The organism is Streptomyces sp. NPDC001914 (assembly GCF_042891215.1).
Taxonomy (GTDB): domain Bacteria; phylum Actinomycetota; class Actinomycetes; order Streptomycetales; family Streptomycetaceae; genus Streptomyces.
On the sequence record NZ_JBIASW010000003.1, the window covers coordinates 591,640 to 605,833 of the forward strand.

The window sequence follows — 14,194 nt, forward strand, 5'->3', positions numbered from 1 at the left end:
CGGTGGTGGCCGCGACCAGGAGGGCGTACACGCCGAGGCGTCGTGACCGCAGGAAGCCGCCCGAGAGGCGATGTGCCCGCCGCAAGCCGAACCGCCTCCCTACGTCGGACGGCACTGGACCGTTCGCCGGGTTACGGGGCATCTTGATCGTAGGCACGGGGGGCGGGCGGGTGCATCTTCAGTCCTGCGTGAAGCGGTCCAGCAGAGCGTCGAGTCCGGCGTCCAGCCCCTCCGGTCCGCCGTGTCCGGCGAGGGTCGCGGTGATCTCGCGGAGCCGGGGCAGTTCCTGGGGCGGCATCCGGTGCAGGCCCAGCCGGAAGGCGGGGTCCTCCTCCTCGGGGTTGTCCACCATGGCGCGCAGTTCCACGGACACGTAGCCGAGGACCCAGCCCGTGAAGGCACGGAAGACGGCCACGGTGCGGGCGGGGCCGAGCCCCGCGTCGTGGAGCAGCGCGAGCACCCGCTCGTGTTCCTTGAGCACGGCGAGCGGTCTGCGGGCCAGCGGAACGGCGAGCATGCGGGTGGCGAGCAGCGGTACGGCCTGCGGATGGGCGAGGCAGACCTCGTACATCGCCCGCGCGATGCGGTGGAGTTCGTCGCGCCACGCGTCCGGGCCGGGCGCCGCGGAGCCCTCGGGGGCACCGGCCGACAGGCGCTCGTCCAGTTCGAGGTGGAGGGCCTCGACGAGTCCGTCCAGCAGCGCGTCCTTGCCCTCCGCGTACCGGTAGAGGGCCATGGCCTCGACGCCGAGCCGGGCGCCGAGCCGGCGCATGCTCAGGGCCGAGAGCCCTTCCTCGTCCACGAGTTCCAGAGCGGCGGCGAGCACGCGTTGCCGGCTCAGCCGGCCGTAGTGGCCCCGGTCGCTGGCGCGCCGCGCCGGTTTGGCGGCCTCGCCGCTGCTGTCCCGTGCCCGTTCCCTGGCCATGTCCCGCCTCCGTACGGCCCGACCGCCCGGCCACCCGAGAATCCCGCTCTTCTCGACTCTATGCGCCTATGGGGCAGAGATGTACGTATACGGCGTATGAGGGTGAATGTTCTGGATTGACCAGAACGGCGTGAAGGGTGATGATGTACGTATACGTCGTAAATATACGTATTTGCACAGGTGTCCATCGGTGGTGATCGTTGATGCTGTACGGGACTCTCGCCCCCCGTCCGGGGCGGCCGGACGGCACGGCCGGCAGCAGGACCGCGGCGCTCCCGCGGGTGGCACCCGTCGAGGTGCTGCCCCCCGCACCGCTCCTGCCGCGGATCAAGGTCCTGCACGTCATCACCCGCTTCTGGGCGGGCACCAGTGACGGCACCCTGCTGGCCGCCGAGGGCACGGACCCCGACCGTTACGAGGTGTGGGTCGCCGGCGTCCCGGGCGGCGAGCTGTGGGAACCGGCGCGGGCCGCGGGCGTGCGCACCCTGGAGACACCGGGGTTCCGGCATGCCCTGGGCCCCGCCGACGTCCTCGTGCTGGGACGCCTCGTGCGGCTCATCCGCCGCGAGCGGTTCACGGTCGTGTACACCCATTCCGCGAAGGGCGGCTCACTCGGCCGGATCGCCGCGCGGCTGTGCCGCACCCCCGTCGTGGCGCACACGCTCCACGGACTGAGCTTCCACCCGTACACGGCCCGCCCCGGACACCCGGTGCACCGCGGTCTGGAGCGCGTGGCACGGCGGCTGGCCCGCCGGTTCCCCGCGGTCGCCCCGCGCGTGACGCGGTCGGCGGCCGGGGAGCTCGCGGCCCCGCCGCACCGCGGCGAGGTCCCGCCCTCCGCCGTACGGCTGCACGACCTCCCCGAGACGTTCGACCCGTCCGCCCGCGCCCTGCTCGGCGTCCCCGGGACGACGGCACTCGTCGGCACCGTCGGTCGCGTCGACACCCGGAACACCCCCCTCGCCTTCGTCCGCATGGCGGCCGCGATCCGGGCGCAACACCCGGACACCGCGTTCGTCATGATCGGGGACGGTCCGCTGGCGGGGGAGGTCCGACGGCTCGCCGCGGACCTCGGTGTCGAGGTGAGGATCACCGGACCGTGTCCGGACGCCGGCCGGCTCGTCGCTGGACTGGACGTCTTCGTGACCACCTCTCTCCACGAGGGCCCGGGCCGGGCGCTCACCGAGGCGCTGGCCACCGCCCGGCCCGTCGTCGCGACGGCCGTGCACGGAGTGCCCGACCTGGTCGAGCACGGAGCCACGGGACTGCTCGTGGCACCGGCCGACCCGGGATCCGCCGCACGCGCGGTCGGCTGGCTCCTCGACCATCCGCGCGAGGCCGCGGAGATGGGCCGTCAGGGCGGCCGCCGGGTCCGCGCGCCCTTCACACCCGAGACCGCCTGCACGACCGGGACCCCTGCCACGTCCGAAACCCCCTTCAGGCCCGAGGCCTCCTGCACGACCGGGACGCCTTTCAGGCCCGAGACTTCCTGCGCGACCGGGACTGCTTTCACGCCCGAGGCTTCCGCCACGACCGGGACTGCTTGCACGTCCGAGACCTCCGTCACGACCGGGACCCGTTTCGCGCCCGAGGCTTCCTTCACCCACGGGACCGCCCTCGCGCCCGGGCTCCTGCGCGGGGCCGTCGTCGCCCGCCGCCGCGGGCTGCCGGACCGGCCCGCCACCGGGCGGGTCCCGGAAGGCGTCCCCCGCCACTGACCTCTTCGACTCCCCCGACACCCACGCGCCTGGCGGCCACGGGCCGACCACACGCCGACCACGGAGAACGACATGCGTCTGACAGTCATCGGCACCGGATACGTCGGCGCGGTGCACGCCGCCTGCATGGCCGACATCGGGCACGACGTGCTCGGCGTCGACGTCGACGAGGACAGGATCGCCGCCCTGACCGCGGGCACGCCCCCGTTCTTCGAACCCGGCCTGTCCGAAACCCTCATGAGAGCCGTGGACTCCGGCCGGCTGCGCTTCACCACCTCGCCGGCCGAGGCCGCCCGCTTCGCCGACACGCACTTCGTCTGCGTCGGCACGCCCCAGCATCCCGACACGGGCGCCGCGGACCTGCGGTACGTGGAGGCCGCCGTCGACGGACTGGCGCCCGGAATCCGCGACAGCGGTCACGAACGGGTCCTGGTGGTCGGCAAGTCCACCGTCCCGGTCGGCACCGCGGCCCACCTCGCCGAACGGCTGCGCGCCACCGCTCCGCGGGCCGACGTGGCCTGGAACCCGGAGTTCCTGCGCGAGGGCTGCGCCGTCCAGGACACCCTGCGGCCCGAACGCATCGTGGTCGGCACCAGGAAGGGCGAGGACTGGGCCGAGGCGCGGCTCCGGGAGATCTACGCGCCGCTGCTGGAGGCGGGCGCCCCGCTCATCGCCACCGACCCGGCCACCGCCGAACTGGTGAAGGTCGCCTCCAACTCCTTCCTCGCCACCAAGATCTCCTTCATCAACGCCATGGCCGAGATCTGTGAGGCTGCCGGCGCCGACGTGCTCACCCTGGCGGAGGCGATGGGCCGGGACTCCCGCATCGGGCCCCGCTTCCTCGCTCCCGGACTCGGCTTCGGCGGCAGCTGTCTGCCCAAGGACATCCGGGCCTTCGCCACCCGCGCCGAGGAACTCGGTCTCGGCGGCTCCGTCACCTTCCTGCGCGAGGTCGACGAGATCAACACACGGCAGCGCCGGCGCACCGTCGACCTCGCCGCGCGCCTCCTGGGAGGCTCCTTCGCCGGCCGGAGCGTCGCGGTGCTCGGAGCCGCCTTCAAGCCCGGCAGCGACGACGTCCGGGACTCGCCCGCACTCGTGGTCGCCGACGAGATACGCCGCCGCGGAGCACAGGTCCGCGTGCACGACTTCGAGGCGATCGACAACGCCCGAGTGGCCTACCCCGGTCTTCAGTTCGCCCTGGACGTGACCAAGGCCTGCGAGCGGGCCGATGTCGTCCTGCACCTCACCGAGTGGCCCCAGTACCGGGACCTGGACCCCGCCGCGCTCGCGACGGTGGTGCGGTCCCCGGTCCTGGTGGACGCCCGCAACACCCTGGACCAGGAACGGTGGAGCTCGGCGGGATGGGCGCTGCACGCGCTGGGCCGCCCGGGCCCCGCCTGACCGGCGGGAGGAGAGACCATGCGTGTCGTCGTGTCCGGCGGAAGCGGCTTCCTGGGATCGCATCTGTGCGAGGCCCTGCTGAACAGAGGTGACAGCGTCTGCTGTCTGGACAATCTCTCCTCGGGCAGACCGGTCAACGTCGCCGCGCTCCGCCACGACCCCCGGTTCGCCTTCGAGACGTGGGACGTCACCGAGCCGTTCAGCGTCTCCGGGGACGTGGACGCCGTGGTGCACCTGGCGAGTCTGGCGTCGCCCGTGGAGTACGAGCGCTTCCCGCTGGAGACGCTGGCCGCGGGCAGCCGGGGGACGGAGAACATGCTCCGGCTCGCCGACCGCCACTCGGCCCGGTTCGTCCTGGCGTCCACCAGCGAGGTCTACGGCGATCCCAAGGTCCATCCGCAGGACGAGGCGTACTGGGGACACGTCAACCCCATCGGGCCCCGCAGTGTCTACGACGAGGCCAAGCGGTACGCCGAGGCCCTGTCCATGGCGTACCGGCGGAGCCGGGCGGTCGACGTGGGGATCGTCCGCATCTTCAACACCTACGGCCCCCGCATGCGTTCCTATGACGGCCGGGTGGTCTCCAGCTTCATCCGGCAGGCGCTCTCCGGCGAGCCCCTGACCCTCTTCGGGGACGGCAGCCAGACCCGCAGCTTCTGCTACGTCGACGACCTCGTCCGGGGTCTGATGGCCATGATCGACTCACACCGTCCGGGCCCGTTCAACCTGGGCAACCCCAACGAGCGGACCGTGCGGGAGCTCGCCGAACTCGTCGTGACGATCACCGGATCGCGCAGCGGGCTGCGCTTCCTGCCCCTGCCGGTCGACGACCCGGTCCGCCGGCGGCCCGTCGTCTCCCGCGCGCGGGAGGCACTGGGGTGGTACCCGCGGGTGTCCCTGGAGGACGGTCTGCGGCACACCGCCGACTGGTTCGTGGCGCAGTCGCAGGCACCTCTGCGTCCGGCCGAGCCGTCCGCCGCGGGACGGCCTTCGTGACGGGTCCAGGAGGCGAACTCCCGTGTCACGGACATATCCTGAAAGGGCTGCACCCCACACGGCAGCGCGGCTTCGATCATGAACGCACCCATCGAGGACTACGCCCTCATCAGCGATCTGGAAACCGCTGCCATGGTCGGCAGAGACGGTTCCATCGACTGGCTGTGTCTGCCCCGGTTCGACTCCCCGGCCTGCCTGGCCGCGCTGCTCGGCACGGAGGACAACGGCTTCTGGCGCATCGCGCCGGCCTCCCGCGCTGTGCGCGCGTCCTGCTCGGGCCGCGCCTACCGGCCGGACACACTCGTCCTGGAATCCCGCTGGGAGACGCCCACGGGCGCCGTGCGGGTCATCGACTTCATGCCGCCGCGCAGTCAGCTCCCCTGCATCGTGCGCATGGTGGAAGGCCTGTCGGGCTCCGTGACCATGCGCAGCGAACTGCGGCTGCGCTTCCACCAGGGCAGGGTGGTGCCCTGGATCCAGGCCGGCGAGGCCTGCACGGTCGCGGTCGCCGGACCGGACGCCGTGTGGCTGAACGCCGAGGGCCTGGAGGTGCGACCCGGCAGTGAGACCTCCACCGTCCACGACTTCACCGTCCTGGCCGGGCGCAGGACGACCCTCACGTTCGTGTGGGCACCCTCGTACGTGCCCGAGCCGCCCGCTCCGCTGTCCGTCCCGGCGGAGACGGTGCTCAAGGAGACCGGCGACTTCTGGCGGCGCTGGACCGCCCAGTGCCACTACCAAGGGCCCTGGCGCGACGCCGTCGTACGGTCCCTGATCACGCTCAAGGCACTCACCTACGCGCCCACCGGGGGCATCGTCGCGGCCCCGACCACCTCACTGCCCGGCTGCATCGGCGGCGAACGCAACTGGGACCACCGCTTCTGCTGGCTGCGCGACTCCGCGCTGACACTGTCCTGCCTGCTGCGCGGCGGCTACCGCGACGAGGCGACGGCCTGGCTGGGCTGGCTCGTGCGGGCCGTCGCGGGGGACCCCGCCGATCTCCAGACCGTGTACGGCGTCGGCGGACAGCGGCTGCTCCGGGAGACGGAGGCGCCGTGGCTGCCGGGCTACGAGGGCTCGCGGCCGGTCCGCTTCGGCAACTCCGCCATGAACCAGTTCCAGCTCGACGTGTACGGCGAAGTGCTCGACGCGCTCCTGCTGTCGCTGCGGGCGGGCATCTCCATGCCCCGCCAGGTGTGGAGCCTGGTGGAGGCCATGATGGGCCAGCTCCGCCTGCACTGGCGTGAGCCGGACCGGGGGCTGTGGCAGGTGCGCGGCCCCGCGCGGCACTTCGTCCACTCCAAGGTGATGGCCTGGGTGGCGGCGGACCGCGCGCTGCGGATGGGTGAACTGCTCGGCAGGAACGGGTCCTCGGACGTCTGGCGGGCCCTGCGGGACGAGGTGCACCGGGAGGTGTGCCGGGAGGGATGGGACGCGGGACGGGGGTCCTTCGTCCAGTCCTACGGTTCGTCGGCGCTGGACGCCTCGGCGCTGCTGATCCCCCGGCTGGGTTTCCTGCCGGCCGGGGACGAGAGGGTGCGCGGCACCGTGCGGGCGATGGGGGAGCTGACCGACGGCGGGTTCGTGCGCCGGTACGCGCCGAACGGGAAGGGCGTGCACGGGGTGGACGGGATGCCCGGCAGCGAGGGCGCGTTCGTCGCGTGCTCCCTCTGGTACGCCGACGCGCTCGCCGCGAGCGGACGCCGGGAGGAGGCGACGGAGGTGTTCGAACGGGTCCTGGAGATCCGCAACGACCTCGGCCTGCTCTCGGAGCAGTGGGACCCCGGCGCCGACCGTCAACTGGGCAACGCGCCGCAGGCGTTCAGCCACATCGCGCTGGTGGAGACGGCGTTCCTGCTGTCGGAGTGACCGGCCCCGGAGCGGGAGCCTAGGTCCGTGCGGCCGTGTGCCCGCCGTCGTGTTCGTGCCGTCGTGTACCTGCTGTTCCCGGAGCGACCCGTCCCGGAGCGGCAGCTCGGGCCGGAGCCTCCGCTCGGCGGGAAACGGGCCGAGCGGAGGTAAGGAGGGGGTGTTCGGGGGTCAGCCCTTGCCGGAGGAGCGCCGGGCGGAACCCGCGTAGCCGTGCGGGTTGAGCTGCTGGAACCGCCACGCGTCCCGGCACATGGCGGCGAGGTCGCGTGAAGGATGCCAGCCCCAGGCGCGCGCCACGGCCGAGGCGTCCGCCACGAGTTCGGCGACATCGCCGGGACGCCGCCTGACCATCTCGTACGGCAGCGGACGGCCGCACTCCGCGGAGAAGGCGGAGATCACGTCGAGGACCGAACTGCCCCTGCCGATGCCGAGGTTGTACACGTGCATGCCCGGCTCGTCGGCGAGGTGGTCGAGGGCGACGCGATGGGCCTCGACGGTGTCCATGACGTGCAGGTAGTCGCGGATCGCCGTGCCGTCCGCCGTCGGGTAGTCGTCACCGAAGACGCGCAGGCGTTCCTGTCGCCCGATGGCCACCTGGGCCAGGTTCGGCAGCAGGTTCTCCGGGGAGTCGCCGGGGTCCTCGCCGAGGAGCCCGCTGGGGTGGGCGCCCGCCGGGTTGAAGTACCGCAGACACAGCACGGTGTACTCCGGGTGGCGACGGCAGACGTCGGCGAGGATCTGCTCGCAGATGACCTTGGAGGCGGCGTACGGATTCGTCGGCCGGGCCGGGGTCGACTCGTCGAGCGCTCCGTGGCCGGCGTCGCCGTACACCGAGCAGGACGAGGAGAAGACGAGCTGGCGCACACCGTGCTCGTGCATGGTGCTCAGCAGCGCGGTCGTTCCGCCGACGTTGGTGTCGTAGTACTCGATGGGCATCCGGGTCGACGAGCCGACCGCCTTGAGCGCGGCGAAGTGCACGACGGCGTCCACGGAGTGCCGGTCGAAGACGGCCGACAGGGCGCGCCGGTCGCGGATGTCCAGCTCGTAGATGGTGCCGAGGAAGCGGCCCGCGATGCGTTCCACGCGGGCGAAGACCTGGGGACTGCTGTTGGAATAGTCGTCGACCACGATCAACTCGTAACCGTGGTCGAGCAGTTCGACGCAGGCGTGACTACCGATGAATCCTGCGCCGCCCGTGACGAGAATGGTCGAGGGGGCGCTCATGTGCCCGGCTCCTTCGTGTGCGCGCGGGCGGCGGTCGGGTGAAACGGGAACGACGTATGTTTACGACGTATATGTACAACTTTGCACCTGTCTGCCCCTCGCGTCAAGTGGCGACGGGCCCCCGCGGCCGCGGGGGCCCGTCGGCCGCTCGGCCCCCGCCGCCGTGCCCGGTCAGCCGGCCAGTTCCCGGGCCCGCTGGGCGGCCTGCCCCACCGGCGCGCGGTGCACGGGCCCGTGTCCGGGCAGCAGCACGTCGGCGGCCAGGGCCTCGATCCGTTCGAGCGAGGCGAGCGCTCCGGCCCGCTCGGTGTCGAACATCCGGGGCAGGAGCTGCGGACCTCGTATCCGCGAGGTGGGGTGACCGCTCACCAGGGCGTCACCGGAGATCAGTACGCCGGCCTCCGGCAGGTGGTAGACGCAGTGGCCGGGCGTGTGACCGGGCGTGTGCACCGGGACGGGCCGCCCGGGGAGGTCGAGCGGGCCCGCGTGCGGGAAGGCCTCGGGTTTCGTCATGGCCACGTCCGCCGTGCCGCCGGAGCGGATGGCGTGCACCGCCCAGGGCAGCACGCCGGGGCGCCATGCCTGCCGCACGACCTGGCCGATGCTCACCTGGTGGAGGAACTCCCGGCGCGCGTGCGGCACCTCGGTCGCGTGGAGCTGGACCGGAGTGCCGTAGGTGCGGTTCAGGAATTCGGCGGAGCCCAGGTGGTCGCTGTGGGCGTGGGTGATGAGCACGGCCGTCACCGCCTCGGGTTCGTGGCCGAGGGCTCTCAGCGACGCCAGGAGCTTCTCCCGGTCCCCGGGATATCCGGTGTCGATCAGGGTGACCGAGTCGCCCTCGGACAGCACCACCCAGTTCGTGTTGCTGCCGTGCACCAGATGGACTCCGGGCGCTGCTTCGACGATCGTTTCCTCGCTCATGACCATCCTGACGTCCAAAGGCGGTTGATGCCCAGAAGGCTCTGACAGGGCGAAAGGTACCGCGAGCGGCGGATCCGGCCAGGGGAGGAGCCGCGACCGGCCGGGGCACCGCGCCCGCTCGCCGAGCCGGTCGCGAAAAACCCGGTGCCGGGCCCGCGCCCGGTTCCCTACACTCGCCACCGAACCGCACACCACCACTCCGGGTGCCGTGTGCGCCGTGACGAACGAGGGGGGCCGGGCCGTGCGTTACCGCACCGCTGTCGTCGTCCCCCCGTCACAGTACGAGGTGATCCTCGTGTCCTCGGGGGCCCGGTACCGGCTGCGCGGCCGGAACCGGACGCCCGCGACGACTCACTGACCTCCGCCCCGCACGGCGGCGACCGCATGCCCGGTCGTCGTGTGTGCCGTGCCCGCCGGAGCTTCGCCACCGCCTGAACCCAGGCGTGTCGTCCGGGAATCGCGCCGACCCGATTCCGGATCTTCCGAAAGGCCCCGGCCGTGCGTACCGACCTGCACCGTCACCTCACCGACTCCGTCACCGGCCCCCTCGCCGCCGTCCGCAACCTGGGCATCCTCGCCCACGTCGACGCCGGGAAGACCACCGTGACCGAGCGGATCCTCTACCTCACCGGCACCATCCACAAACGAGGCGAGGTCCATGACGGCACCACCGTCACCGACTTCGACCCGCAGGAGCGCGACCGCGGCATCACCATCTTCGCCGCGGCCGTCACCTGCGCCTGGGACGGCCACCGGATCAACCTGATCGACACCCCCGGCCACGTCGACTTCTCCGACGAGGTGGAGCGCTCGCTGCGCGTCCTCGACGGAGCCGTCGCCGTGTTCGACGCCGTGGCGGGCGTCGAACCGCAGAGCGAGTCGGTGTGGCGTCGGGCCGACCGGCACGGTGTCCCGCGGATCGCCTTCGTGAACAAGCTCGACCGCGCGGGCGCCGACCTGGACACCGCCGTCGACTCGATCCGCGAGCGGCTGCATCCGGCGCCCCTGGTCGTCCAGTTGCCGATCGGCTCGGAGGACGCCTTCACCGGCGTGGTCGACCTGCTGCGGATGCGCGCGTTCGTGTGGACCGACGGCGTCGACGGAGCCCAGGAGATCCCGGTGCCGCAGGACCTGCTGGAGGAGGCCCGGCGCCGGCGCCGGCTCCTGGAGGAGGCGGTGGCGGAACTCCATCCGGCGGCGCTGGAGGAGTTCTGCGCCCGTTCCACCCTCTCGGCGCCGACCCTGTCGTCCGCGCTGCGCGACCTCACCCGCAGCGGTGAGGGCGTCGTGGTGCTGTGCGGCTCGGCCTACCGCAACCGCGGGGTCGAACCGCTGCTGGACGCCATGGTGGCCTACCTGCCCTCGCCGCTCGACGTGCCCGCCGTCCGCGGCACGCACGACGGCGCGGAGCGGGAACGGGCGGCGGACCCGGCGGCGCCGTTCGCCGCCCTGGTGTTCAAGGTGAACGCCACCGCGACCGGACGGATGACGTACCTGCGTGTCTACGCGGGCACGGTGGAGAAGGGACAGGGGGTGCTGGACGTGGGCACGGGACGCACCGAGCGGATCGCCCGCATCCTGCGCGTACGGGCCGACCGCCACGCGGAGCTGGAGCGCGCGGTGGCCGGAGACATCGTCGCCGTGATCGGACCGAAGTCCGCCCGGGCCGGGGCCACGCTGTGCGCCCCCGGGGCGCCGCTGCTCCTCGAACCGCCGGTCGTCGCCGATCCGGTGGTGTCCGTGGCGGTCGAGGCGCGCAGCAGCACCGAGACCGACCGTCTGGTGTCGGCGCTGGCGCGACTGGCCGAGGAGGACCCCTCGCTGGTCGTCCGCACCGACCCCGAGACCGGACAGACGGTGCTGTCGGGCATGGGAGAACTGCATCTGGAGGTGGCGGTGGAGAAGATCCGGCGCGCCCACGGACTCGACGTCGCCGTCGGGCGGCCGAGGGTGTCCTATCGCGAGACGGTGGCCCGCGGGGTTTCGGGTCTGGTGTACCGGCACGTCAAACAGGACGGTGGCGCCGGGCAGTTCGCCCATGTCGTCCTCGACGTGGAGCCGCTGGGGACCGGTCCCGGCGGTGCCGAGGACTCGGTGGCGGGCTTCGTCTTCCGTTCCGCGGTCGTCGGCGGCCGGGTGCCGCAGGAGTACGTCCGCGCCGTGGAGGCGGGCTGCCGGGACGCGCTCGCCGAGGGTCCCCTCGGCGGTCACCCGGTGACCGGACTGCGCGTCACCCTCACCGACGGGGCGACCCACGCGAAGGACTCCTCGGAGATGGCGTTCCGCGCGGCCGGCCGGTTCGGGCTGCGTGAGGCGCTGCGCGCCAGTGCGATGGTCCTGCTGGAGCCGGTGGCCGAGGTCACCGTCACCGTGCCCGAGGAGGCCGTCGGCGCGGTGCTCGGCGACCTCGCGGCCCGGCGCGGCAGGGTCTCGGGCTCGCTGGTCCGCGGGGGTACGTCGGTGATCACCGCCACCGTGCCGCTGGCCGAACTCTTCGGCTACGCGACCCGGTTGCGCAGCCGGACCCAGGGCCGTGGCACCTTCACGACCCGTCCCGCCGGCCTCGCCCCGGCCCCCGCCCAGGGAGCGCCCGCCCGGTGACCCCGTGCGGTGATCCTGGTGGGTGACCCCGCCCGGTGACCCCGCAGGTCCCGCTCCTGGGGACGGCCCCGCCCCGAGAAGGGCGGGGCCGTCCTCGCGTCATCCCATCCGATCCTCGTCCGAGAGGTGTTCGACGGTCTTCCCGGTCTCGGTGAAGGTGCGGGTGACATGGCCCGACGAGTAGACCCACAGGATGCGCAGCGGCCGGTCGCCGATGTTCCTGAACAGATGCGGTACGGGGGAGGGGACGTACGTGGTGTCGAACCGCCTCAGCTTCGTCACCGCGCCGTCGACGACCACCTCCGCCTCGCCCTCCAGGATCGTCACGTGCTCGTCGCAGTTGTGCGAGTGCAAAGGTGCTCCGGAGCCGACCGGATAGACGCTCATCCCGCTGGTGACGCGGTTCTCCCCGCCGGCCGAGCGGGTGGTGATGAGCGGTGTCGTCGCGACGGCGCCGCCCCGGTCCAGCAGGGGCACGGACGCGGCTTCGATGATCGTGGTCATCCGGGGTTCCTCTCCCGTGGGCGGTGTTGCGTCGACCGACGTTAGGGCGCGTTCGCGTCCGCGGGTGCCGTCCGGCGTGCAGTTTTACCTTGCATTCCGGGAAGGGTGAGCTTCCCGCACCCGGCTGCACCGTCGGCTGGCATCGCACGGCATCCCCGTACATGCCGGAAACACGCCGGAAAGAAAAGGCAGGTAGCAGCCACATGAGGCTCCCCGTTCTGACCGATGAGGACATGGAACCGCGCCAGCGGGAACTGGCCGCCCGTATCGCCGGCCGGCGCGGCGCGGTCCGTGGTCCCTTCCGGGTCTGGCTGCACAGCCCGGAGATGTGCGAGCGCGCCGAATCCCTCGGCGCCTTCGCCCGGTTCGACTGCAGTCTGCCCGAACACCTGTGCGAACTCACCCTGTTGATGGCCGCGAGGAACTGGGACGCGCAGTACTCCTGGAACGCGCACGTGGACCGGGCGATCGAGGCGGGTGTTCCGGAGGCGGCGGTCAAGGCCGTCGCCGAGAAGCGGGAAGCGGTCTTCGACGACGAGGCCGACCAGGCCTTCTACCAGTTCTGCCGGGAAGTGCTCGACGAGCACTTCGTCCGCGACGAGACCTTCGCCCGGGCGCTCGGCCACTTCGGCCCCAGGGGCCTGGTGGACACGATCGGCGCGCTCGGGAACTTCACCATGCTCGGGATGTGCCTGAACACCTTCCAGGTGGACCTCCAGGCCGACCGCGAGCCCCCCTTCCCCGACATCCGCGGATACGGACGTGCCGCACACGACGACGGACCGCGGCCGTGACCACCCTCACGGACCGGGAAGGCCAAGGAGGTGCCGCCGTGACCCCGAGGACTCCGACCGCGACGGGAGCCGGCGGCGCCGGTACCGCCCGCGGACCCGTGCTCCGCGTCCGAGGTGTCACCAAGAGCTTCGGCGGCGCCGCCGCGCTCACCGACGTCGACCTCGACCTCCACCCCGGCGAGGTGCACGCGCTGATGGGCATGAACGGAGCCGGCAAGTCGACGCTGGTGCAGATCCTCTCCGGGGTGCACCAGGCCGACTCCGGCACCATCGAGGTCGACGGACACACCCAGCACGCACTGACCGTACGCAAGGCCCGACGGCTCGGCATCGCCTCGGTGCCCCAGCGCCGCGAGCTGGCGATGGGCCTGACCGTCGCGGAGAACGTCATGCTCGGCGACCTGCCCGCCCGGCGCGGCGCCGTGCACTGGAAGACGGTCAGGTCCGAGGCCGCGCGGGCCCTTTCGGACCTCGGCATCGCCATCGACGTGGATCGGACCGCGGGTTCGCTGAGCGTCGCCGAGCAGACGATGGTCGAGGTGGCCCGCGAGGTGCGCCGCGGCGGGCGGATCCTGGTCCTCGACGAGCCCACCGCCTGTCTGAGCGCTGAAGCCGCCGGACAGATAAGGGAGTTGGTGCGCACCCTGCGCGACGAGGGCGTCGCCGTCGTCTACATCTCGCACTACATCGACGAGGTGATGGCCGTCGCGGACCGGCTCACCGTGCTCCGCGACGGGGCCGTCGTGCGCTCCGCCCCGGCCGCCGAGTTCGACCCGGACTCGCTCGTACGGGCCATGGTGGGCCGGGACGTCGTCTCGCGGCGCTCCGAACGCCCCGCCCCCAAGGACGACATCGGTCTCGCGGTGCGCGGCCTCGGCGACGGCCGGGCGGTCCGCGGCCTCGACGTCGAGGTGCGAAGAGGCGAGATCGTCGCGGTGCTCGGACCGGCCGGCGACGCGCAGTCCCGCCTCTTCGACCTGCTCTCCGGCCGTCGCCGCCCGGACACCGGCGAACTCCACGTCGACGGCGCCCCGGTGCCGTTCGGCCGGGTGCACGCCTCCCTCGCCGGCGGACTGCGCTGCGTCACGGGCGACCGGCGGGCCCTCGGACTGGTCCCCGGCATGTCCCTGGACGAGAACCTGATGCTGGCCGGGGACCGCTTCGCCCGCAGACGGCTGCACCGCCGGGGCGAACTCGCCCGCCGCTCTTCGCCGACCGCTACCTGGAAGGAAACG

At 72.5% G+C, this 14,194-nt stretch carries 10 protein-coding genes and 1 pseudogene; 7 read left to right on the forward strand and 4 right to left on the reverse strand.

Features of this window, described 5'->3' with window-relative positions; genetic code table 11:
* Positions 1 to 178: 178 nt before the first annotated feature.
* Positions 179 to 925 (reverse strand): TetR/AcrR family transcriptional regulator, encoded by a 747-nt coding sequence (locus tag ACFYYF_RS11845; RefSeq protein WP_388774053.1) that lies wholly within the window; start codon positions 923 to 925, stop codon positions 179 to 181.
* Positions 926 to 1,128: 203 nt separating this feature from the next.
* Here ACFYYF_RS11845 and ACFYYF_RS11850 point away from each other — a divergent pair, with 203 nt between their 5' ends.
* The 4 genes from ACFYYF_RS11850 (at position 1,129) to ACFYYF_RS11865 (ending at position 6,912) form a co-directional block, all read left to right on the forward strand.
* Complete coding sequence (locus ACFYYF_RS11850; RefSeq protein WP_388774056.1) at positions 1,129 to 2,643, forward strand: glycosyltransferase; 1,515 nt, start codon at positions 1,129 to 1,131, stop codon at positions 2,641 to 2,643.
* 72 nt (positions 2,644 to 2,715) lie between these two features.
* Entirely contained in the window at positions 2,716 to 4,047 is a 1,332-nt protein-coding gene (locus ACFYYF_RS11855) for a UDP-glucose dehydrogenase family protein (protein WP_388774059.1), read from the forward strand.
* A gap of 18 nt (positions 4,048 to 4,065) precedes the next feature.
* On the forward strand, positions 4,066 to 5,043 hold the full coding sequence (locus tag ACFYYF_RS11860; protein WP_388774062.1) for a UDP-glucuronic acid decarboxylase family protein: 978 nt from the start codon (positions 4,066 to 4,068) through the stop codon (positions 5,041 to 5,043).
* Positions 5,044 to 5,121: 78 nt separating this feature from the next.
* Positions 5,122 to 6,912, forward strand: coding sequence for a glycoside hydrolase family 15 protein (locus tag ACFYYF_RS11865; RefSeq protein WP_388774065.1), 1,791 nt, complete (start codon positions 5,122 to 5,124; stop codon positions 6,910 to 6,912).
* 171 nt (positions 6,913 to 7,083) lie between these two features.
* Here the strand turns inward: ACFYYF_RS11865 and galE are convergent, their stop codons facing one another.
* Complete coding sequence (gene galE, locus ACFYYF_RS11870; RefSeq protein ID WP_388774068.1) at positions 7,084 to 8,139, reverse strand: UDP-glucose 4-epimerase GalE; 1,056 nt, start codon at positions 8,137 to 8,139, stop codon at positions 7,084 to 7,086.
* A 171-nt stretch (positions 8,140 to 8,310) separates the two neighbouring features.
* Positions 8,311 to 9,060: an MBL fold metallo-hydrolase gene (locus ACFYYF_RS11875; protein WP_388774072.1), complete on the reverse strand. Its 750-nt coding sequence runs from the start codon at positions 9,058 to 9,060 to the stop codon at positions 8,311 to 8,313.
* A 498-nt stretch (positions 9,061 to 9,558) separates the two neighbouring features.
* Here ACFYYF_RS11875 and fusA point away from each other — a divergent pair, with 498 nt between their 5' ends.
* Positions 9,559 to 11,661, forward strand: a complete 2,103-nt coding sequence (gene fusA, locus ACFYYF_RS11880) for an elongation factor G (protein WP_388774074.1) — start codon at positions 9,559 to 9,561, stop codon at positions 11,659 to 11,661.
* Between the two features lie 99 nt (positions 11,662 to 11,760).
* Here the strand turns inward: fusA and ACFYYF_RS11885 are convergent, their stop codons facing one another.
* On the reverse strand, positions 11,761 to 12,165 hold the full coding sequence (locus tag ACFYYF_RS11885) for a cupin domain-containing protein (protein ID WP_388774077.1): 405 nt from the start codon (positions 12,163 to 12,165) through the stop codon (positions 11,761 to 11,763).
* A gap of 233 nt (positions 12,166 to 12,398) precedes the next feature.
* Here ACFYYF_RS11885 and ACFYYF_RS11890 point away from each other — a divergent pair, with 233 nt between their 5' ends.
* Together ACFYYF_RS11890 and ACFYYF_RS11895 are read left to right on the forward strand one after the other, a co-directional pair.
* Positions 12,399 to 12,959: a carboxymuconolactone decarboxylase family protein gene (locus ACFYYF_RS11890; protein ID WP_388774382.1), complete on the forward strand. Its 561-nt coding sequence runs from the start codon at positions 12,399 to 12,401 to the stop codon at positions 12,957 to 12,959.
* A gap of 98 nt (positions 12,960 to 13,057) precedes the next feature.
* Positions 13,058 to 14,110: pseudogene (locus tag ACFYYF_RS11895) on the forward strand (ATP-binding cassette domain-containing protein); the annotation flags it as partial.
* Between the last annotated feature and the right edge of the window lie 84 nt (positions 14,111 to 14,194).